The organism is Paraburkholderia sp. PREW-6R (assembly GCF_039621805.1).
In the GTDB taxonomy this organism is placed as follows: domain Bacteria; phylum Pseudomonadota; class Gammaproteobacteria; order Burkholderiales; family Burkholderiaceae; genus Paraburkholderia.
In genome coordinates this window covers 1,634,678-1,654,911 of the sequence record NZ_CP155074.1, presented here as the reverse complement: position 1 = coordinate 1,654,911, position 20,234 = coordinate 1,634,678, and the positions used below count along the sequence as shown (strand labels likewise).

The 20,234-nt window shown below is 60.0% G+C and carries 18 protein-coding genes; 13 read left to right on the top strand and 5 right to left on the bottom strand.

Going from position 1 to position 20,234, the window contains the following annotated elements; all coding sequences use genetic code 11:
• Positions 1-376 precede the first annotated feature (376 nt).
• The 3 genes from AAGS40_RS22555 to AAGS40_RS22545 all read left to right on the top strand — a co-directional run bounded on the left by AAGS40_RS22555 (position 377) and on the right by AAGS40_RS22545 (position 4,465).
• Entirely contained in the window at positions 377-1,879 is a 1,503-nt protein-coding gene (locus tag AAGS40_RS22555) for a mannose-1-phosphate guanylyltransferase/mannose-6-phosphate isomerase (RefSeq protein ID WP_345816547.1), read from the top strand.
• 86 nt (positions 1,880-1,965) lie between these two features.
• Positions 1,966-3,342 (top strand): undecaprenyl-phosphate glucose phosphotransferase, encoded by a 1,377-nt coding sequence (locus AAGS40_RS22550; protein WP_345815102.1) that lies wholly within the window; start codon positions 1,966-1,968, stop codon positions 3,340-3,342.
• Between the two features lie 64 nt (positions 3,343-3,406).
• Positions 3,407-4,465 (top strand): sugar-transfer associated ATP-grasp domain-containing protein, encoded by a 1,059-nt coding sequence (locus tag AAGS40_RS22545; protein ID WP_345815101.1) that lies wholly within the window; start codon positions 3,407-3,409, stop codon positions 4,463-4,465.
• Positions 4,466-4,529: 64 nt separating this feature from the next.
• Here AAGS40_RS22545 and AAGS40_RS22540 read toward each other — a convergent pair whose 3' ends face one another.
• Positions 4,530-5,225, bottom strand: a complete 696-nt coding sequence (locus AAGS40_RS22540; protein WP_345815100.1) for a hypothetical protein — start codon at positions 5,223-5,225, stop codon at positions 4,530-4,532.
• A gap of 295 nt (positions 5,226-5,520) precedes the next feature.
• Positions 5,521-5,946 carry a DUF305 domain-containing protein gene (locus AAGS40_RS22535; RefSeq protein ID WP_345815098.1) on the bottom strand — a complete coding sequence of 142 codons (426 nt, stop codon included), beginning with the start codon at positions 5,944-5,946 and terminating at the stop codon, positions 5,521-5,523.
• 284 nt (positions 5,947-6,230) lie between these two features.
• Between AAGS40_RS22535 and AAGS40_RS22530 the strand changes: the two genes are divergently transcribed.
• Positions 6,231-6,545, top strand: a complete 315-nt coding sequence (locus AAGS40_RS22530; RefSeq protein WP_345815097.1) for an antibiotic biosynthesis monooxygenase — start codon at positions 6,231-6,233, stop codon at positions 6,543-6,545.
• A 210-nt stretch (positions 6,546-6,755) separates the two neighbouring features.
• Positions 6,756-7,763 (top strand): NAD(P)-dependent alcohol dehydrogenase, encoded by a 1,008-nt coding sequence (locus tag AAGS40_RS22525; protein ID WP_345815096.1) that lies wholly within the window; start codon positions 6,756-6,758, stop codon positions 7,761-7,763.
• Here AAGS40_RS22525 and AAGS40_RS22520 read toward each other — a convergent pair.
• Entirely contained in the window at positions 7,760-8,383 is a 624-nt protein-coding gene (locus AAGS40_RS22520; protein ID WP_345815095.1) for an ABC transporter ATP-binding protein, read from the bottom strand. The genes AAGS40_RS22525 and AAGS40_RS22520 overlap by 4 nt on opposite strands.
• Before the next feature lie 688 nt (positions 8,384-9,071).
• Between AAGS40_RS22520 and AAGS40_RS22515 the strand changes: the two genes are divergently transcribed.
• Entirely contained in the window at positions 9,072-10,976 is a 1,905-nt protein-coding gene (locus AAGS40_RS22515) for an AAA family ATPase (RefSeq protein ID WP_345815094.1), read from the top strand.
• Positions 10,977-11,109: 133 nt separating this feature from the next.
• On the opposite strand, the gene AAGS40_RS22510 is transcribed toward AAGS40_RS22515, so the two are convergent.
• Positions 11,110-11,358, bottom strand: a complete 249-nt coding sequence (locus AAGS40_RS22510) for a hypothetical protein (RefSeq protein ID WP_345815093.1) — start codon at positions 11,356-11,358, stop codon at positions 11,110-11,112.
• Positions 11,359-11,780: 422 nt separating this feature from the next.
• On the opposite strand from AAGS40_RS22510, the gene AAGS40_RS22505 reads away from it, so the two are divergent.
• Positions 11,781-12,887 carry an OpgC domain-containing protein gene (locus tag AAGS40_RS22505; protein ID WP_345815091.1) on the top strand — a complete coding sequence of 369 codons (1,107 nt, stop codon included), beginning with the start codon at positions 11,781-11,783 and terminating at the stop codon, positions 12,885-12,887.
• An 86-nt stretch (positions 12,888-12,973) separates the two neighbouring features.
• On the top strand, positions 12,974-14,578 hold the full coding sequence (locus tag AAGS40_RS22500; protein ID WP_345815090.1) for a tannase/feruloyl esterase family alpha/beta hydrolase: 1,605 nt from the start codon (positions 12,974-12,976) through the stop codon (positions 14,576-14,578).
• 164 nt (positions 14,579-14,742) lie between these two features.
• On the opposite strand, the gene AAGS40_RS22495 is transcribed toward AAGS40_RS22500, so the two are convergent.
• Complete coding sequence (locus AAGS40_RS22495; protein ID WP_345815088.1) at positions 14,743-15,162, bottom strand: hypothetical protein; 420 nt, start codon at positions 15,160-15,162, stop codon at positions 14,743-14,745.
• A gap of 618 nt (positions 15,163-15,780) precedes the next feature.
• Between AAGS40_RS22495 and AAGS40_RS22490 the strand changes: the two genes are divergently transcribed.
• From AAGS40_RS22490 to AAGS40_RS22470, 5 genes are read left to right on the top strand one after another with little or no spacing between them, the layout of a single operon-like run.
• Positions 15,781-16,698, top strand: coding sequence for an STAS domain-containing protein (locus AAGS40_RS22490; protein ID WP_345815087.1), 918 nt, complete (start codon positions 15,781-15,783; stop codon positions 16,696-16,698).
• Positions 16,699-16,729: 31 nt separating this feature from the next.
• The gene (locus AAGS40_RS22485; RefSeq protein WP_345815086.1) at positions 16,730-17,089 is read left to right on the top strand and encodes an STAS domain-containing protein; all 360 of its coding nucleotides are present in this window, start codon (positions 16,730-16,732) and stop codon (positions 17,087-17,089) included.
• Positions 17,090-17,133: 44 nt separating this feature from the next.
• Entirely contained in the window at positions 17,134-17,574 is a 441-nt protein-coding gene (locus AAGS40_RS22480; RefSeq protein ID WP_345816546.1) for an anti-sigma regulatory factor, read from the top strand.
• Positions 17,559-18,671, top strand: a complete 1,113-nt coding sequence (locus AAGS40_RS22475; protein ID WP_345815084.1) for an ATP-binding SpoIIE family protein phosphatase — start codon at positions 17,559-17,561, stop codon at positions 18,669-18,671. Before AAGS40_RS22480 ends, AAGS40_RS22475 begins: the two co-directional genes overlap by 16 nt.
• Complete coding sequence (locus AAGS40_RS22470; RefSeq protein WP_345815082.1) at positions 18,671-20,164, top strand: sensor histidine kinase; 1,494 nt, start codon at positions 18,671-18,673, stop codon at positions 20,162-20,164. Before AAGS40_RS22475 ends, AAGS40_RS22470 begins: the two co-directional genes overlap by 1 nt.
• Positions 20,165-20,234: the final 70 nt, after the last annotated feature.

Sequence of the window (20,234 nt, the reverse complement as noted above, 5' to 3'; positions counted from 1 at the left end):
ATTCTTCACTTTACCTTCTACGCATTTCGTGGAAGTGAAATTGACCACTGTGATGGTCAGCGTGGTGCGAATCGATCGGCATGCAAGGCCGTGGCGAGCGTCTGTTTTTTCACCGAGGCCGGAAACGGCTGCGGCGTGCACACAACCTCTTCAATGTGCGGGTCGAATGAATACATGCTTCAGCGTGTGTTCAGCGTGACCGATGTTGCTTGTCGGCCGAGACGCATTGAATTAATCACATTGCCGCAGCCGACGCCGTATGACCGGCGTTGATGGCAGTCGTTCCGCAAGCGCTGTCATGACGAAGCATTGACGGACTCCTGGCGCAAGAAGTAATCGCCGCTTCAATCGAGAGGAGCTTCAAGTGGGCAACGTAATGGTGGATCTGAGCGAAACGGAAGTCGCGGCTGTCGATGAGGCGATTGAAAATCGGTTGCGGCTTGTTCAGGTGATTCTTGCCGGTGGGTCAGGAACGCGGCTGTGGCCCGTTTCGCGTGAACAGTTTCCAAAACAGCTGATCGATGTGGTTGGCGACCAGAGCCTGCTGCAAGCCACGGTCGCGCGCATGGCGGGTTTCGACGGCGGATGGAATGTCGCGCCGGAGCCCGTGATCGTTTGCGGTGCCGAGCACTATTTCACGACTTATGAGCAGGCCTGTCAAAGCGGAGTGAGCGCACGTATCGTGGTCGAGCCGACGCGCCGTGATACCGCGCCTGCTTTGACGCTAGCGGCGCTGAATGCGACCGCGCAAGGCCAGGATGCAATCCTGGTGACGATGCCGGCAGATCACGCCATTGCGGATCTTCCTGCGCTTCATCACGCTATCGATACCGCGGCGCGCTATGCGCAAGCCGGCGATATCGTCACACTCGGTGTCCCGCCCACGCGTGCGGACACGGGCTTTGGCTACATCCGTCTCGGCGATCCGCTGCAGGACGGCGTGCATCGCATCGATCGCTTCGTCGAAAAGCCTGCCGCTGAGCTGGCGGCCCAATACGTCGAGTCAGGCAATTACTGGTGGAATAGCGGCATGTTCGTCGTGCGCGCTTCTGTGTGGCTCTCTGTCATCGAGTTATTGCAGCCGGACATCTACGCCGCTTGCGTCGGCGCGTACGAGAATCTCAAGACGGTCGACGGTTGCGTCATTCCTGCCGCGATGGAGTTCGCCCGCTCGCCCTCCGATTCGATCGACTATGCGGTAATGGAACACCTCGGCAAGCCGGACGTGCCCTTTTCTGGCGTCGTCGTGCCGCTGGAGGCAGGCTGGTCGGATCTCGGCTCGTGGGATGCCGTATGGCAGGCAATGGAAAAGGACGAGTTCGGCAATGCCGCGAACGGCCGGGTGCTGTTCGAAGGCGCTACGTCGACCTATGCACGCTCGCAGGGCGGCAGACTCGTGGCCTGTGTCGGTACGACCGATATCGTGGTCGTCGAAACCGATGACGCGGTACTCGTTGCGGACCGTTCGCACGTGCAGGAAATCAAGGGTCTCGTGTCACGCATCAAGCGCGAAAAATCGCCTGAGGCGGAGTCGCATAGAAAGGTTCGCCGCCCGTGGGGCTTTTACGATTCCATCGATCACGGCGACCGCTTTCAGGTGAAGCGCATTGTCGTCAGCCCCGGCGCGCGACTGTCGTTGCAGATGCATCACCATCGCGCAGAGCACTGGATCGTCGTGAGCGGAACGGCCCTCGTCACGCGGGGCGATGAGCAGTTCCTGTTGAGCGAGAACGAGTCGACCTATATCCCGATCGGAATCAAGCACCGGCTCGAAAATCCGGGCTGTGTGCCGCTTCAGATGATCGAGGTGCAGTCGGGCGCTTATCTTGGCGAGGACGACATCGTCAGGTACGACGACAAATATGGTCGCTGCGGTTGACAGGCTCTAACAGTCGAGCGGGCGAAACAGGCGTACGACGGGGTACACAGCAGGGTGCACAGCAGCAGGCTCAAGGGGTGTGAAAAATGAGAGTAATTACCGGCCTGATGGCGAGGTTGTTCGACGTGGCAATGATCATGTTGGGGGCATTCGTCGCCTCCCAGATCCGCTTCGACGACCTCTCGCAACGAAGTTTTTATTGGGCGTTCGTGGCTTTCGCGGCGGCGTTCTCTCTTGCCGTGTTCCCCGCTTTGGGCGTCTATCAATCCTGGCGAGGCCGCCCAAAGCGTGTACTTGTCGGGCAAGTGGCGCTTGGCTGGCTCATCGTGCAGGGCTGCGCGATGGCCATCATGTTCACGTTACATCGCATCGATTTCGTGTCGCGGCTGTGGTTCGTCTACTGGACCGGCATCTCGGGCGCGGCCATGATCGCGGGCCGGATGCTCACGCATACGCTGCTGGGCGGTGTACGTCACGTGGGGCTGAATCTTCAGCAGGTGGCGATTGCAGCATGCGGAGAACATTGTGACGAAATCGTCCGCAAAATGGAGAAGTCGCCCGCAGCGGGTTTTCGCGCCAAGGCGTTATACAACCTGCGTTCCGATAAGGCAGTCGCGGTCCCTGTTCCGGCTTTCAACGAACATGCTGCGTTCGTCAACTATGTTCGTGAACAGCAGATCGGCGAAGTTTGGCTCGCACTTCCGCTTTCCGAAGAGCGCACCATCCTCCAGCTGGTGAATGAGTTCCGCAATGATCTGATCAACATCCGTTTCATGCCTGACGTGCGCGCGTTGGCGCTCTTTGAAGGCAGCGTCACCGACGTGCTCGGCGTGCCGACGATCAATCTTGCTGCGTCACCATTGCCGCCCAACGCAATGCTGAAGAAAGAGCTGTTCGACCGCGTGTTTGCTCTGATGGCTCTGATCGCCGTGGCGCCGCTACTGATTGGTTGCGCGCTGGCGGTCAAGGCTAGCTCCCCCGGCCCCGTGTTCTTCAAGCAGCGTCGCAAGGGTGCGGACGGACGCGTGTTCACGATCTACAAATTCCGTACGATGCGCCTGCACGAGCAGAAGCATGGCGTGCTCGAACAGGCTACCAAGGGTGACCGGCGCATTACGCGTGTGGGCGCATTCCTGCGCCGCACGAGTCTTGACGAGCTGCCGCAGTTTTTCAATGTGCTGCGCGGCGATATGTCGGTTGTAGGACCCCGTCCCCATGCGCTTGAACACGACGATCTTTATCAAAACATCGTTTCGGGTTACATCCATCGTTACCGTATCAAGCCGGGTATCACCGGATGGGCGCAAATCAATGGCTTTCGAGGCGAGACCGATCGCATCGAGAAGATGGAAGGCCGAGTCGAGCACGATTTGTACTACCTGAAAAACTGGTCATTTGCACTTGACGTGAAGATCATTCTGGCGACAATCTTCAAAGGCATGCATCACGCCAATGCCTATTGATCTGTTGATAGGCCGTTGCGGCCACTGCCGGAAAGATGACGGCAATCCGTCTGGAAGCTAGCGAATGCGAATTGACGTTGAAGATGTAGTACGTAGGGCTGCCAAAAGAGCAGCCCGATACAAGTTTCACCGATTTCACCGCGTTCAGGCGAGACGTGCCCTCCAGATGCTGGAAGGCAAATCTGGGCGCATCGACCCACGAAATCTGAAGCTGGCGGATTCGTATGCGCGCGAGGTCTTCGGCAGCGTTCATTACGCGCCGTGGCTTCGCGTCTATACGGCGTTTTGCGGAACGTTCAAAGAAGGCTGGATTCCGGACAACTACTACGGCAGCGTCGTAGTGCCGAACCTGAAAGGCGGCTACGGAACGCTTTCCAGCATGAAGACGGTGTCCCGGCTCATCTTCGGCAGTGAAGGGTTCCCGGATGTCGGCTACTTCGCGAACGGGCTATTTTTCAGCCACGACAATGTTGCGGTGCCTCCCGAAAAGGTCCGCGACGTCATGTTTCGCGACTCCGATAGAATCGTCTTCAAACTCGATGGCTCGGCGCAGGGCATCGGCATTTTCGTGTACGACCGCGAAAGCTTCGATATCGAAGCCATTCGATCGCTTGGCAACGGTGTGATGCAACGGTTCGTCGATCAACACCCGACCCTTGCAGCCTTCGCACCGAAATCGGTTGCCACTTTGCGTGTCACCACGGCAGTGGACGACGCGGGCGTTATTTCTCTTCGCGCATGCTTTCTCCGTTTAGGCCGCGCGAACGACACCCATGTCAGGGCAGCTGGCGATGTCTGCGTGGCGGTCGATCTCACCACCGGGCAACTCGGCCACGAAGGCTACCTGAACGACTGGATCGCGGTCACCGAACATCCCGATTCACACGTTCCGTTTGCGGGCACCATCGTGCCATCGTTCAAAGCGTGTATTCAGAAGGCGCTCGAACTGCACCGAAAGGTCCCATTCGCGCGCTGCGTCGGCTGGGATTTTGCGGTGGATGTGAATGGGAACGTGGCGGTGCTGGAGTGGAACGGCGGACACAATGACGTCAAGTTCAGTGAGGCAACACAGGGTCCGTGTTTTGCCGATCTGAAATGGGAACGGTTGAATCCGGCTCGTTAGAAAAACGCAACCAGAACAGCACGGGTAGCGCGCTGGCCGTAAAGACAGGCACGCGCAAACACTTCTATTTCCTGCCGCGCAATGTCGGCGGCTCGGCACCATAACCTGCGGAAGGTCGTGCGGATTGGCCGCCTGTTGTACTAGCACCCGCGTCGTGCGCAGGGTACCGTGCGCCTGCTTGAGGCACAGTGGTGGACTGCTTGACGAGTTGATCGGTCATCGCCGACGCCACCGGATTGCGCCCCTGCTGATCCAGCGACGGCGCAGCCTTTGAGCGCTTCTGCTTGGATCCCGCAACAACGTGGTGTTTGCGATCCGGCTTTGTCTTTTGATGCTGTGTCTTTAAACCGGCCTGCTGCCGCCGCTTCGATTTGTTCGGTTGCGCAATCTGCGCGGCCGGTTCTTGTACTGTTCTAGCTGTGGCGGTGGGCTGCGGCACCGCCTTCACGCTTATGTCGTTCGCTGAAGACGGTTTGGCTGCCGGCAAGATCGGCGGTGGGGCGACGCTTTCTGTCCGATGCCCATTTAAAACGTCAGCGCTACTCTGCGACGTGACCGGTGCTCGCGGCACCTGCGCAGCTGGTGTCAATGCTTCGTCCCTGGCTGTCTCGGAGTTTGCTGCGTTCGAGTCGTCTCTTTCTCGTTCGATCACAAAGTACGTGCCCAATGCCACTTCGACCACCAACGCGCCGATGATGAGCATCTTGCCAGCGCTCTTCATTCTCGTTCGATGCTCGATCCAGCGGTCCATTTCACTCATGGTGATCCCTTGCTTCCAGCCTTGTCCGGCGAATCCTGCTGGACGAGTCTGCGGCGAGCGATGAGACATCTCTATGAATCGGTGATGCTGAACATTGTGCAGTGCGATGACGTATAGCTCGAATATTGGTTAGCGCGCAAATGGGCTCTAAGCCAATGGCTTCGCGTGCTGATGCTGTCACCGTTATGGGAAACGATCAAGTTTCCGATGCAGATTTAAGTAAGACTAAAGTATTCCACCTGCATGCACACAGGTGGACGAAGCGGGATCAGTTCTTTTCGGACCTTTTCTAGTGTTATTTCGCGCGGTGTTTCGCTTCCCAGCGCTGCATGAAGGCGATCTCGTCGTGCTGCGCCTTGACGATGTTCCTGGCAAGGCGCTTCAAATCGGGGTCCTTGCCGTACTTCAGCTCGACCTGTGCCATTTCAATTGCGCCCTGGTGGTGTGGAATCATATGAGCGACAAAATCCCTGTCAGCGTCGCCGGTGTACGCTGGCGCGCTCATGTCCTTCATCATTTTGTCGTCGGCGCCCTTGAATGCCGCGGTGGAACGGTTGTCGTTGCCATCATCTGCGGTGGCATTGCCTGCGGAGTGTGACATGTCCATGCCGGACATCGACGAATGCTGTTGAGCGTGAACGGCAGACGCCGCGACTGTCAGCGCAATGCTGCCGGATAGGCAAAGGGCGTACAAGGCACGATGAGCGCGAAGTTTGTTCATATAAGTTTTCCGTAGACGGGACTGTTCCAGGCTTCGTTTTCCGGCGGGATGCGTTGTTCTGAATCGACGTGTCAGAACGCGACAGGCGCCGCTGTCAGTGTCGCGGCGGTGGGTCGCACCCTGTGCCGCTTCGAGGAAGCACTTTGGACCTTCCCGCGGTGGGAAGGTCAAGGGTGCCGACGCTTTTGCAGGCCTATAATGGCAAACCGTGCGACGGACAGCCGTGGACGCAGCGCTCTGCACAGTCCGTCGTTTTGCATCGCTCCTGCAATTAGGCCGTCAGCATGTACATCGCCATGAACCGTTTCAAGGTCACGCCCGGCTCCGAAGCCGCATTCGAAACGCTTTGGACGACTCGCGACACTCACCTGAAGGAAGTACCTGGCTTCGTAGAGTTTCATCTGCTCAAGGGGCCGCAGAAGGAAGACCACGTGCTGTATTCCAGCCACACCATCTGGAATAACTACGCGGCGTTCGAGGCGTGGACCCGATCCGAAGCATTTCGCGCCGCGCACCGCAATGCGGGCAATGAAAACCGCGTGCTGTATCTCGGACATCCAGAGTTCGAAGGGTTTGAAGTCATTCAGACCGTCAAATAAGCACCTTACTCTACACACAAGCGAACGGCCTGCACAACGTCGCTCGGCGTTTGGCCTCTGCATGCATGAATGCAGGGTGACGCACGCGCCGTTAGCCACGTCCCTACGTCACCCAATCTACACTATCCGAACACGCGCAAATGATTAGCGCAACTCACTAGCGCCCTCAAAGGCGCGAGGTCATAACCGTGTTCGTCAAGGAGCGAGAAGATGAAAGCCGTCAAGATCGGTTCGCCTGCCACCGTGGCGAATCTTCAGGTTGTCGATATCGCTGATCCCGGCGAGCCGCAGGCAAGTCAGATTCGCGTTCGCATACACGCAAATTCACTCAATTTTCACGACTTCGGCGTGGTGAGCGGCAACTTGCCCGCGCAGGCAGGGCGGATTCCAATGGCAGATGGCGCGGGCGTCGTCGAGTCGGTCGGCGCAGGTGTGTCCGAATTCAGTCCGGGCGACCATGTCGTGTCATGCTTCTTCCCGTTCTGGGAGAACGGGCCGCCCGAAATCGGGGACTTCACCACCACGCCGGGTGATGGCGTGGACGGTTACGCCCGCGAGGTTGTTGTCCTGCCGAGCCACTATTTCACGCATGCGCCGCGCGGCTACAGTCACGCAGAGGCTGCGACGCTGACCACAGCGGGACTGACCGCGTGGCGTGCGCTGGTGGTGGATGGTCGCCTGAAGGCGGGCGATACGATACTTGTACTCGGCACGGGCGGCGTGTCGATCTTCGCGTTACAGTTTGCGCGGGCCATGGGCGCTGCGGTGATCGCTACCTCTTCGTCTGCAACCAAGCTCGAGAAACTGCGTGCATTGGGTGCGGCGCATACGATCAACTACCGCGAAAATCCTGAGTGGGGCAAGGAAGTTCGTGCGCTGACGGACGGGCGCGGTGTGGATCACGTCATCGAGGTGGGCGGCCCCGGCACCTTGCCGCAATCCATTACGGCATGCCGGATCGGCGGCCACATCTCACTGATTGGCGTGTTGACCGGCCGCGCGGGCCCTGTGCCGACCGCGGCGTTGATGGCGAGGCAGCAGCAGTTACAAGGGCTGATCGTCGGCAGCCGTCAGGAACAGCGCGACATGATCCGTGCGCTGGAAACAACGGGCATCAAGCCCGTGATCGACAGCACGTTCGAACTGGCGCAACTCGGCGCTGCATTTACGCACGAGGAATCGGGCGCACACTTCGGCAAGATCTGCGTGACGTTCTAATCCCGCGCGGCAAGCCCGGCGAGTTTCACGCGCTTTGCACCGCATGCTTGCGTGAAAGCTTCGTCATAGCTGCAAAAGAAAACGGTGTGTGTGACGGCCAGCGCGTTGAAAAGGTCCACCAGTGCGGCGCGTGCAGACGCGTCGAGTCCGCCAGCCGGTTCGTCGGCAATCAGAACCCGGGTCTCGCCGAGCACCGCCGCGGTAAGGAAAACCTTTTTACGTGTTCCATAGGACATCTGCTCGAAACGTTTGTCCAGATGCGGCATAAGGTCGAAGCGTTCGGCCAGATCGAGCGCGTGGCTGACCTGCGTGTTTTTTCTGGCCGACGCCACTTCCTGCAGATAGTCGCGGCCCGTCTGGTCCGGATAAGTCATGCAGTCTTCGGGCACATAGCTGAGCAATGACCTCGCTGCAAGCGGGTCAGTATGCAGCGAGTGGCCGCCAATCCAGACTTCGCCAGTGTCGGGTTCAATCGCGCCTGCCAGCAGGCGAAGCAACGTGGACTTGCCGCTGCCGGATTCGTCGTCAAGCGCAATGCAGCCCGCCGTCGATGCGAAATGAAGCCCCTGAAAAATGACACGTTCGCTATAGGCTTTGGTCAGGTTTTCGAATCGAAGCATGGCGAAGGGCGTAATTCATGCAAAGCGCGGTGGCTTCGCCGGTTGAAAGGACTTGAAGTTTAGCAGCGGGCACCCCTGCCAGCGATCACGCGGCCTCGCCATCTCCACGAGGCGAAGTGATGTAACGGCCTGTTCCCCGCTTTCATTCAGTTTGAGCAACACGGTTTGACTCAGCCGCCGCAGTGCGCGCGCATTCGTTTCGCAAGCACAGTCATTCATGCCGAGTGCAGCGCAGTTGCATCCGCAACGGCATTTCGGGAGTAAATGCTTTTTCTGTGATTGCGGTGGAAGCTTTCACTCGCATGCGATTAAGTCTGATTGAAGCAATTATGACCGGATTTAATCGGGGCGCGATTAATTATGTCTACACACAATACGCAGCAATTTTTTGGCTGGTAGACTGTTCGCTGAGCCGCATTGCAACACGCGTAGTACGCAGCTCGTTCCCTGAATTCCGGCCGGGCTAAGCGCCGGATAGGCGGTGGAAACAGGCTTTTTCTGCGATTTGGAAAGTCACAACGCGTCGCATACTCAACGCCAGTTGGTCGGGCTATGGGTGCGAAAAGAATGTGCGCTGGTGTCATCTTTCTTTGCACTTACAGTGTCGTCTGAATCCCGGCCAATCTCTACTCGTTTTGATTTTGACAAGCATCAGGGCTCGTCCTGGGCCCGTTTTTGGAAGTGACTCATGAAGCCGGGAAAGAATTCGCTTGGGAAACGACGCGTGCGCAAACTCGTCATTGCAGTCGGTGTGCCGCTCATTGCACTGGTCATGGTTTTAAGCCTGTGGATTTATCAGCAGCGCACAGCGCGCCCTGCGCCCGCTTTGACCGGCGTCGCCAGCCAGATGCGCCACGATCCGAGTGCATGGACGCATGAAGAGCAGGATGCTTCGCAAATGCTGCGTGACATTCACGACGCAAAGGTGGCCGCAATCGGCGTGAGTCCGGGCGCGATCCTGGTGTCGATGCGCGACGGTGCGAAGTACTTCGTCACGGACCATAACGCCACGTTCTCCCATGCGCTTCTGCTCGGTGAGCCGAAGTCCGATGCGGACGCTTCGTATCAGCTCGTCTGGCTGCCCGATGCGGACATTCGCACTGGCGGAGCACGTTGGCTGCCGATCTTCGATCAGGTGCGCGATGCGATCAGCGTCCTGCTGCCACTATTTCTGGTAGGCGGCATGGTGTGGTTCATGCGCCGCGAAATGCGCGGTGGCGCGAAGCTGCTCGACAAGTCCCCCGTGCTGCGTTTCGACGACGTAATCGGCGCCGGCGAGGCGAAAGCGGCGCTCGCCGACATTCGCGGCTATCTGTCCGATCCGAAACAATTTACGTCGATGGGGGTGCGCGCACCGTGCGGCATTCTGATGGTGGGTGGCCCGGGCGTCGGTAAAACGCGTCTTGCCCAAGCGCTGGCGGGCGAATGCGGCGCAAGTTTCATTTCGATCACCGGCAGCTATTTCAGTGCGAAATATTACGGGGTCGGCATACAGAAGGTTAAGCATCTGTTCGAACTGGCGCGCAAAAATGCGCCCACCGTGATCTTTATCGACGAAGCTGACGGCCTCGCAAAACGTACCGATACGGGCGGCGGTCCGGTGGAAGCCGAAAGTAACCGGATCATCAACCAGTTGCTGGCGGAGATGGACGGCTTTGCGTCGAACGAAGGGGTGATCATTGTCGCTGCGACCAATCACCCCGACAACATAGACGAAGCATTGCGCCGCCCTGGCCGTTTCGATCGTACGGTACAGGTTCGCCTGCCCGATCGCGAGGACCGCGCTCAAATCTTCCGCTTCTATGCGGAGAAGCTTAAATCGAAATCCGCCGATATCGACTACGACCAGCTTGCGCGCCTCACTACCGGTCTTTCTCCGGCAACGTTGGCGATGGTGGTCAACCAGGCGGGACTCGTTGCGCGCAAAGCGGGGGACACCGAGATCGCCTCGAAGCATTTCATGGAAGCGATCAAGATTGCACGAATTGGCGACGTGAGTGGTGCTGAGCGTGCACTGACCGAAGACGAGCGCACCCGCATTGCAGTACACGAGGCTGGGCACGGCCTGATTGCTGCCTTGCTTGGCACCGGCGTCCTCGAAGAAGTAACCATCTTGCCGCGCGGCGGTGCGTTGGGCGTCGCGTTGATCACGAAAGCGCAAGACAAGCACCTGTACCGCGAAACCGAAATTCGCAATGAGATACAGGTTCTGCTCGGTGGACGTAACGCCGAAATTCTCACGTTCTCCGAAGCATCGAGCGGCGCGGCGTCGGATTTGCAGGAGGCTTCGCGGATCAGCCTCGATATGGTGTCCAAGTTTGGCTTTAACAGTGAAGGCAATCTGTTCAGTCTGGCCGCATTGCCGTCGCAATATGCCGGTCTGCAGATGAAGAGCGCAATCGAGCAGGCCAACATTCTGCTCAAGGAACTGAATGGTCTGTGCTATGGACTGCTGCACGCGTATGAACCGGTCTTGCGAGCAATCGCAGATGAATTGCTCGACCAGGAGACTGTGCCCGGCGAAACGGTCTACCAGCTAATCAAGGAACATAAGAGCACGCTCAAGATCGTGCATGAGCCCGCAGCGGCCTAAGCCGCATCGCGCGCTATCGGGAAAGTGGCTGCTTCTTTGCCATGCGGGCTCTGCTTGCCCCGTGGCGAGGAACGCAGCCGTTCTTTATTGGCGGATGACGCGCACGTGGGAACGCGTCATCCGGGCGCGAAGCTTACGCAAAGTCGGACTCACCGGGCGGCGGCACGCCGGGCGGCGTTTCAGTATCACCCAAGGCGGCATCCTCCGCGCCAGTGTCAGTCGGGAGCGCTTCGCCTTTCTTCGGCAACGGCTGATCGAGGCCTGGCTCGACGGGAGTCGGAATGGCGTCGCCGATTGGCTTGGAAACCTTGGTGGGCCGGCTACCGGGGTCTTCTTCCGGTTGACGCTCGGGTTCACTCGCGGGATTAGCCACGTTTGCCATGACGACCTCCGGTTGATGGATAACGTCGTCAATGCAGCAATAGGCGTTCCACGGTGCTATGAGTGTGCTTAAAGCCGTACCCTCAATGCCGTCTGTTGCTGTGCGGTGTCGCAGAAATCGCATTTTACGGAACTCGGCACAAATTAGGAACTATTGCAGATTCCCATTGCCCGCATTACTGATTGCCGCAGAACCATGTGCGCAACGAACACGCCACGAGTCAGTATTACCTTCGCCTAACGGTCTCATTTCAGACAGCCCTTTCTATTCCGATAATCGGCGGCTGCTTGTTATCACATCGGGCAGGCGCGAGCAGGCCGGCTCGGAACGATTTATTCTCTTGGTGTTCCTACGAAAAACGGTGCGGTAGAGCCGCCCTTATCTGGCGCGCTGTATTGGCGTGCTCTCTTGCGAGAACCTGAATGGAAACCCGTCGCGGACGCTCGATCGAAGTGGATTTTTTCCGCGGCGTCGTGCTGATTGTCATCGTGCTGGACCATATACCGGGCAGCACGCTGTCGCATCTCATGTTGCATGCTTATGCAATGTGCGACTCAGCGGAGGTATTCGTCTTTCTCGGTGGTTATGCGAGTGCGGCTGCATATACCGCGGTTCTTGCCGGCCGAGGTGAAGGCGCGGCGAAGATGCGCTTTGTAAAGCGTTGCTGGGAAATCTATCGCGCTTATTTACTGACGGCCGTCTTGACGCTGGTCTCCGGCGCAGTGTTGGCCTATCTGAATCTGAACCGCCCGATGATGGAGTTGACGGGGTGGCCGCCGTTCGCAGTGCAGCCGCTGCGACAGGCGTTCGATATTGCGGTGTTGCGGCGCCAACCTTACCTGTCCAGCGTATTGCCTATGTATGTGATGTTTGCACTGTGCGTGCCGTTCGTCGTGCCGCTCGCGCGCCGCTCGTCGCTCACGGCGCTCGGCCTGAGTGTGCTGATCTGGGCGTTTGCCCGACCGTTGGCTGCACTCTTCAGCATTGACGATATGTCCGACTGGGCTTTTAATCCGTTTGCATGGCAGTTGATGTTCGTGCTCGGTGTACTGTGCCGCGTTCAGCCGATCAGCGAACACTTCCACAGCGGCCGCATTGCACAATGGCTGACGCGTCTGGCGGTCGTTGCGGTGCTGGCGTTTGCTATCGTCAAGCTTTTCGTGCTGACGCAACCATTGCCCGGCGCGCTTAAACAGAATCTTTCAGTGGATCGCGTGATCAATTTTATTGTCATTGCCTGGGTCGCCGCGCAATTCGTTCGCATGGGGAGCATTGCGTGGCTTGCGCGGCGGCTGCCGGCCGTGGTAACGGTCGGACGCACGGGGCTCGTGTGCTTCGTCACCGGAACGCTCGTGTCGCTGATTGTGGATACCGCCACGCCGCATATGTTTCATGGCTTTCGCGGCGTGCTGATTGGACTGGCTGGCGATCTGGTCGCGATCGGCGCATTGCTGATGATCGCTCGCGGTTGGAGCGGCTGGAAAGGGCAGCAGTCGAGCACCACTGCGAATGGTGCGGGTTACGGATGAAGGCGCGCTGGCGCTGGCGCCGTTCTCCACAGAACGCGCGCGATACGGTAAAGGCGGGATGCGGCGCAACGCTTGCATGCGTGGGCATGCTTCTGCTGCTGCACGTTCAGTCGGCAACAGCCGCGCCGAAAGAGCCTCCTTTGGCATTGCGCTGCGCCGAATTTGCGGGCGCGGTGCTGCCCGCAGAACTCATTGCTTTGCCTACTGCCGGTGCGGTGATCGACAGCGCGGCCATGGTGGGCGCTACCGCGCCAGGCAATCAGCAAGGGGGCGAATACTGCCGTATAACCGGGCGTATCAAGGCACTCAAGACCACCACGCCGGATATCCGCTTCGACCTGAATCTGCCGCGCCGCTGGAACGGGCGCGCTTTGCAGATCGGCGGCGGTGGCTACAACGGCGTCGTGGTGAGCGGCACGGGCGTTATGCCTTTCTCGCCGAATCGCGCGCCGCTTGCGCAAGGCTATGCGACTTTCGGCGACGACTCCGGGCATGTAGGGGATTCGTCGGTTGCGGTGTTCGGTCTCGTCGACGATGCCGTCACCAACTTTGGTTACGCGCATCTGAAGAAAACACATGACGTGGTGCTTGCGTTGATTGCGCGCGCGTATGGAAGGCCGCCGCAGCGGATGTATTTCGCCGGCGGTTCGACGGGCGGGCGCGAAGGCTACACCGTCATGCAACGTTACCCGGATGACTACGACGGCGTCATCGCCAATTCTCCTGCACTCAATTTTTCTGGCGTTCGTCTGATCGGCGTAAAGATCGGGCAGGCGGAATACGCGACGCCGGGCGGCTACATTCCCCCTCTGTTACTCGAACGCGTGTATCAACGGACGCTCGCCGTATGCGACCGTCTCGACGGTGCAGCGGACGGCATTATCAGCGACGTCGAAGCGTGTCGCGATCATGAACCGGAGATCATCGACTCGTTGCGCTGCGAGGGTCGCGTGCCGTCACACGACCAATGCCTGTCGGACACGCAACTCGCCACGCTCATGTTGATGCGCAATGGCCTGACGTTGCCGTACCGACTTGCGTGGGACGTCACCGGCTATCGCGGCTACAACGTTTTTCAGGGCACCCATCTCACCGGCCTGCTCGGCCTTGCGCATCAGCCGGAACGGCCGACGCTGCCAACGTTCTTCGCCAACGGTTATCTGTTTTCGCAAGGCGACGGCTATATCCGGTACTTCGTGACGCGCGACGCGAACTTCGATTCATTCCGTTTCGACCCGGAACATCCGGGCATTTATCGCGCGCAACTCATCGGGCTTTCGCAGACGATCGGTTCGATGAATCCGGACCTCTCGCGCTTCATCGCAAAGGGCGGCAAGCTCATTACGCTGCAAGGACTTGCTGACGAAGTCATCAGCCCGAATCAGACGATCGCTTATTACCAGTCGTTGATTGATCGTTTTGGCGTGCAACAGGTCAACGGCTTCATGCGGCTTTATATGGTGCCTGGATTTCAGCACGGCAGCGGCGTGTTCATCCCGTCAGTGGACTTGCTGGACGTGCTCGACAACTGGGTGACGCGCGGAGCATCGCCTGAAACGCTGACGGCTACCGATATTTCGCCGGCGACCAATGGTCGCTCGCGACCGCTCTGCCGGTACCCCATGTTTCCGCGTTATAGCGGCAAAGGCAATGTTAATCAGGCAAGCAGTTTTGTTTGCGCAGAACCGTGATGTGTTCGGAGGAAGAACTTGCAAGACGGCCGGTATCGGTTGAAGCAGCGGCGAATGCCGGGTACGGAAAAGCGGCGACGCCCATCAAGAGTCGTCGCCGCCGTTGCTAGCCGGCCTCGATCAGACCGCCTGCACTGCATTGGAACTGGACTACGGTAGCCGTTTCACTGCCCGTTCTGCATCGTCCCGTTCGCGCCACCGTTGATGCCGGTTCCGCTGCGGGTGCCGTTGTTCATACCGTTGCTCATACCACTACTCGTGCCGTTCATAGACGGGCTGTTAGGCGTCGCGCCCGTACCGGTGCCCATGCCGCCGCCAGTGGCGGTCGATCCCGGCGAGCCATAGCCGGAACTGCCCGGGCTCTTCATGCTGCCCGTGCCAGCGCCCGGCGTTGCCATGCCGCCTGCGCCGCCCGTCGCGCCGCCGCCCGCGCCCACGCCGTTACCGCCGGAGCCAGCACCGCCGCCAGCGCCACCGCCAGCGCCACCGCCGCCTCCAGCACCACCGCCTGCCTGGGCGTACACACCGCCCGAAAGCGCCATCACTAACGCTGACGCAAAAATCGTTCTGGTAAGGTGTTTCATGTTTCCTCTCCTTCGATTCGGTTGATGATCGACGTCACGCAAGCGCTCGTGCCCGCATGACCAACTCGCCGCAAGCGGTATTCCACGACCTTGTGGGTCTTGAGTCACAGCCGCGAGACAGCCCGGGAAGCATCGCTTGCGCAGATTGCGTTCGGGAAACGTAGCAGCGCGGCACTGCCAGGCAGCATGTCTCCTGTCGAGCATGGCGCGTTCCCGCCAACGCTGAACGACTGCATGGCAACGTTTGCGCAGGGGCAAACATGCGAAGTAATCCGAAATATTGGCGCAACAGGACCTCAAGCCGGGCCCGTCGCAGTCGTCGCCGAGAGCCTCAGGGTGAGGAGCGTCCATGCGCCCGACAAACTCATTGCTTACGGCACGAAAGGCAATACTTACCCAACTGGCAGAATTTCGATTCATTAAGGTAAAAGCGGCCGATTGGACTGATGACCCCTTTTCCGCGCGCGTCGGCGGGAGCAAAAGAGGGTTGCCCGATTGTGGCGGGACTCGCCCGCATGCTAGAGTCCAAGGCGCCTGAATGGCGGCGACAGCCGTCACACATTAAAAGCAATGGACCGGCTTAATGCACGGACCCTGATCAAACCACCAGGAAAACGTATGGAAACGCTCGGCGGAACGCGTCTCGCCCAACTCTTCAACGAACGGCAAAGCGAATTGCTCGGCGATTGGGTCGCCCAGCAATATGCCATTGCGTCCCGTCGCGGCGGCGTTACCGAGGCGCAATTGCGCAACCAGTTCGTGCAGTTCGTGTCGCTTTCCTGCGCGGCGCTCAATGCGTCGGACCGTGTGGATTTTCAAACGTCGACGTGGGACGAAGTGCGCGGCTTTCTCGCGGAAGTCACCACGCAGCGGGCGCGCCAGGGCTTCTCTCCGGTTGAAACGGCGACGTTCGTGTTCTCGTTCAAAGGGCCGCTGTTCACCCGTTTGCGCGCCGAGCTGGAAGACGATTCCGCGCGCCTCGCCGAACTGACATGGACCGTCAGCACGTTGTTCGACGCGATGGGTCTGTACACCACCGAGGTTTACCAGACGAGCCGCGAACAGGTCATCGTGCGCCAGCAGCAGGAATTGCTCGAATTGTCCACGCCGGTCGTCCAGTTGTGGGAGGGCATTCTTGCACTGCCGTTGATCGGCACGCTTGATTCGGCGCGCACGCAGGTCGTGATGGAAAGTCTTCTGCAGAAAATTGTAGAAACGGGCGCGGCGATTGCGATTATCGACATTACCGGTGTGCCGACGGTCGACACGCTCGTCGCCCAGCATTTGCTTAAAACCGTCGCAGCGGCGCGGCTGATGGGCGCGGACTGCATCATCAGCGGCATCCGTCCGCAGATCGCGCAGACCATCGTCCACCTCGGCGTCAATCTGTCGAACGTCATTACCAAGGCGACCCTCGCAGACGCGTTCGTCATTGCGCTGCAGCGCACCGGCAAGCCCGTGCTCGGCGGCGCGCTGCGCGGCGACGCGCAAGGCGCAGGTGGCGCATCGCAGGCCAATTCGCTCGCCGGCAATTGAGCCGGTCCGCCCACACTGACTGGACCCGGCAATGGAACGCATTCCAATTCTGCGGATGGGCAGGTTTCTGCTCGTGACCATTCAGGTCGACATGCATGACCGTCTGGCCATGACCCTGCAGGACGATCTGACGAGCCGCATCGTCAAAGACCGCGCCAAAGGCGTGCTGATCGATATTTCTTCACTCGACGTGGTGGACTCTTTTATCGGCCGGATGATCGGCGACACGGCCGCCATGGCTCGCGTGCTCGACGCGGAAACGGTCGTAGTCGGCATGCAGCCGTCCGTGGCGATCACGCTAGTCGAACTCGGACTCGCATTGCCCGGCGTGCGCACTGCGCTCAACGTCGAGAAGGGCATGGCGTTGCTGACTGGCTCGGCCGAATTTTGAGCCCGCTTGCCGGCCAGTCATCCAACAGCGCGCCTCAATCTTCCATGACGAGTCATTATTCCCAGGCTGGCGCCGAAGACCATACATCGGATGAAGTGTTGCCGATCCGCTCGGATGAGCAGATCGTGCGATTACGCCGTTGGGTCCGCGAAAAGGCGGTCGCGCTCGGCCTGTCACTGATCGACCAGACCAAGTTCGTCACTGCGGCGAGCGAACTGGCCCGCAATACATTGATATACGGTGGGGGCGGCGACGCCCACTGCTTCACCTTGCGTCGCAACGGGCGCACCGGTCTGCGGCTCGAATTCATCGACAACGGCCCGGGAATTGCTGACATCAACAAAGCGCTCACCGACGGTTACACCAGCGGCAACGGTCTCGGCCTCGGTTTGGGCGGCGCAAAACGGCTGTGCGACGAGTTCGAGATCCGCTCGGCGCCAGGTGAGGGCACACATATATCAATCACCAAATGGAAGCCGTTCTGAAAGGGTCAACTTCGACCCAGCAACGTTTTGAAATCGGCGATCCAAGCCAGGTGTCGTTCGCGCGACGCGGCATCGGCGATCTGTCAGTCAGCCTGGGTTTCGACGAGACCGTGAGCGGGCGGCTCGCCATCATCGTCACCGAGTGCGCGACTAATCAGCTCAAATACGCACAGCGCGGCGAACTGCTCGTACGTTCGTTGCGCGAGGTCGTGCCGCCCGGCGTGGAAAGAGTTGCACGGGAAGGGATCGAATTACTCGCGATCGACAGCGGTCCGGGCATTGCCGATCTGCATGCATCATTTGTCGACGGCTATACGACGGCCGGCAGTTCGGGCAATGGCCTCGGCGCGATCCAGCGGCTCGCCGACGAACTCGACGTCTGGAGTGCGCCGGGCCTTGGCACCGCGTTGCGCGCGGTGGTGTGGGGTCATGGCGCGGCGCCATTTTCGACGACTGGCGACGCCGGCTCGACTGCCCGCGCGAGCGGGACAATCGAATTCGGCGCGATCAATCTGCCGCTGCAAGGCGAGTTCGTGTGCGGCGACGCGTGGTCGTGCTGCTATGAAGACGACGGCTTCCTGGTGATGGTTGCCGACGGCCTCGGCCATGGCCCGCTGGCAAACACGGCGGCGGTCGCCGCAACCGACGCGTTTGGCCGGCTCGGGCCGTCCACGGTCGAACAGATTGTCACCGCTTCGCACGACGCACTGCGCGGCACGCGCGGCGCCGCAGTCGGCGTCGCGCGCATTCCGCTCGCCACGGAACACGCTGCGCGCGCAGTCGCGCGTTTCTGCGGCATCGGCAACATTGCCGCGAGCGTATGGAGTCCGGTGTCGCATAAACATCTGGTCTCGCATGCGGGGATCGTCGGTCATCAGATGCACAAGGCGCAGGCATTTGAGGTCGAATGGCCCGCCGACGCTTTGCTGATTCTGCATTCGGACGGGCTCGCCACGCGCTGGGACTTGAGCCGTTACCCTGGACTTGCGCTGCGCCACCCGTCATTAATCGCTGCCACGCTGTATCGAGACTTCGCGCGCGGGCGCGATGACATCACCGTGTTCGTTGCGCGTGCTCGCGACGCGGAGCGGCGCTGATGGCCGAAATTCTTCACGTTCTTCAGATCGACAGCGAACTCGCGGTGGTCGCCACACGGCGGCGCGCGCGCGAGGTCAGCGAAGCGATCGGTTTTGCCGCGCAGGACCAGACGCGCATCGCGACTTCGGCGCTCGAAGTCGCGCGCATGATGCTCAGCGCCACGCGTGTGGGCCGCGCCGAGTTCCTGCTCGACGAGACCGGCCGCCCGCAGAGCCTGATGATCCGTTTTGTCTCGCCTTCCACGGGCCTCGAGAAGATCACCGGTGCGGCCGCCCATGCCGAGCGCGCAAACAGCGCGGCAGACGTGCCCGGCGCGCCGGGTCCAATGGGCATTCTCGCGGCGCAGCGCCTGATGGACGCGTGCTCGTTCGAAGATGCGCCCGGCGGCGCCGTGCTCACGTTGACCAAACGTCTGCCCGAAAAGGCGCCGCGCGTTGCGGCTTCGGGTGTGGTCGCGGCGGTGCGGCCGAAAGCGGTAGCCGTCAACGCGCAGACGCCCTTCGAGGAATTGCAGCGGCAGAACCGCGAACTGGTGATGGCGCTCGCGCATCTGCAGGAGCGTCAGGAAGAGTTGATGCGGCTCACGCGCGAGCTCGAGGACACGAATCGCGGCGTGGTCGCGCTCTATGCCGAACTCGACGAACGGGCCGTGCATCTGCGTCGAGCGGATGAGGCAAAGTCGCGGTTTCTGTCGAACATGTCGCACGAATTCCGTTCGCCGCTGTATTCGATCCGTGCGCTCTCTAAGCTGCTGATCGACCGCGTGGACGGCGATCTGACCGACGAGCAGGCAAAGCAGGTGCGCTTTATCCGCAAGGCCGCAGAGGAGCTTTCCGAGACGGTCGACGATCTGCTCGACATCGCGAAGATCGAGGCCGGCAAGGTTGATTTGCGGCCCGCGGAATTCGAGGTCGCGAATCTCTTTTCGGCGTTGCGCGGCATGCTGCGTCCGCTCCTGCCCGCAAGCGGCGTCGACCTCGTGTTCGAAGCGTGCGACGACATTCCGCCGGTCTATACCGACGAAGGCAAAGTCTCGCAGATCCTGCGCAATTTCATATCCAATGCACTCAAGTTCACTGAGCAGGGCGAGGTGCGCGTGCGCGCGCGCTATGAGCCTGCCGAAAAGCGCCTGACCTTTGCCGTGATCGACACCGGCATCGGTATTGCGCCTGAACATCAGCAGATCGTGTTCGAGGAGTTCGAGCAGGTGGCCAATCGTCTGCAGACCCAGGTAAAAGGCACTGGACTCGGATTGCCGTTGTGTAGCCAGTTGTGCAAGCTGCTGGGCGGCACGCTCGGACTCGAAAGCGAACTCGGCAAGGGTTCCACGTTCACGGCGACCATTCCCGCCTATCTGCCGCACGTGCCCGACGTCGAGCGCATTGCGGGCGCACCGGCTCGCGATATGGCCGGCACGTCGGGCAACGCGCGCAATCTCGCCGGCACGGAGGGCGAGTCCGCAACCGGTGCCAGCAACACGGGCAACGTATGACAGCGATCGCCGCGCACACAGGCGCCTGTTCCTCGGATTCGATTGAGCCCGTTTTGGGCACTCAACTGCT

Excerpts from the sequence above, each read along its gene's own strand:
- AAGS40_RS22555 (WP_345816547.1), top strand. The coding sequence starts at position 377 with ATGGTGGATCTGAGCGAAACGGAAGTCGCGGCTGTCGATGAGGCGATT.
- AAGS40_RS22550 (WP_345815102.1), top strand. The coding sequence starts at position 1,966 with ATGAGAGTAATTACCGGCCTGATGGCGAGGTTGTTCGACGTGGCAATG.
- AAGS40_RS22545 (WP_345815101.1), top strand. The coding sequence starts at position 3,407 with ATGCGAATTGACGTTGAAGATGTAGTACGTAGGGCTGCCAAAAGAGCA.
- AAGS40_RS22540 (WP_345815100.1), bottom strand. The coding sequence starts at position 5,225 with ATGAGTGAAATGGACCGCTGGATCGAGCATCGAACGAGAATGAAGAGC.
- AAGS40_RS22535 (WP_345815098.1), bottom strand. The coding sequence starts at position 5,946 with ATGAACAAACTTCGCGCTCATCGTGCCTTGTACGCCCTTTGCCTATCC.
- AAGS40_RS22530 (WP_345815097.1), top strand. The coding sequence starts at position 6,231 with ATGTACATCGCCATGAACCGTTTCAAGGTCACGCCCGGCTCCGAAGCC.
- AAGS40_RS22525 (WP_345815096.1), top strand. The coding sequence starts at position 6,756 with ATGAAAGCCGTCAAGATCGGTTCGCCTGCCACCGTGGCGAATCTTCAG.
- AAGS40_RS22520 (WP_345815095.1), bottom strand. The coding sequence starts at position 8,383 with ATGCTTCGATTCGAAAACCTGACCAAAGCCTATAGCGAACGTGTCATT.
- AAGS40_RS22515 (WP_345815094.1), top strand. The coding sequence starts at position 9,072 with ATGAAGCCGGGAAAGAATTCGCTTGGGAAACGACGCGTGCGCAAACTC.
- AAGS40_RS22510 (WP_345815093.1), bottom strand. The coding sequence starts at position 11,358 with ATGGCAAACGTGGCTAATCCCGCGAGTGAACCCGAGCGTCAACCGGAA.
- AAGS40_RS22505 (WP_345815091.1), top strand. The coding sequence starts at position 11,781 with ATGGAAACCCGTCGCGGACGCTCGATCGAAGTGGATTTTTTCCGCGGC.
- AAGS40_RS22500 (WP_345815090.1), top strand. The coding sequence starts at position 12,974 with ATGCTTCTGCTGCTGCACGTTCAGTCGGCAACAGCCGCGCCGAAAGAG.
- AAGS40_RS22495 (WP_345815088.1), bottom strand. The coding sequence starts at position 15,162 with ATGAAACACCTTACCAGAACGATTTTTGCGTCAGCGTTAGTGATGGCG.
- AAGS40_RS22490 (WP_345815087.1), top strand. The coding sequence starts at position 15,781 with ATGGAAACGCTCGGCGGAACGCGTCTCGCCCAACTCTTCAACGAACGG.
- AAGS40_RS22485 (WP_345815086.1), top strand. The coding sequence starts at position 16,730 with ATGGAACGCATTCCAATTCTGCGGATGGGCAGGTTTCTGCTCGTGACC.
- AAGS40_RS22480 (WP_345816546.1), top strand. The coding sequence starts at position 17,134 with ATGACGAGTCATTATTCCCAGGCTGGCGCCGAAGACCATACATCGGAT.
- AAGS40_RS22475 (WP_345815084.1), top strand. The coding sequence starts at position 17,559 with ATGGAAGCCGTTCTGAAAGGGTCAACTTCGACCCAGCAACGTTTTGAA.
- AAGS40_RS22470 (WP_345815082.1), top strand. The coding sequence starts at position 18,671 with ATGGCCGAAATTCTTCACGTTCTTCAGATCGACAGCGAACTCGCGGTG.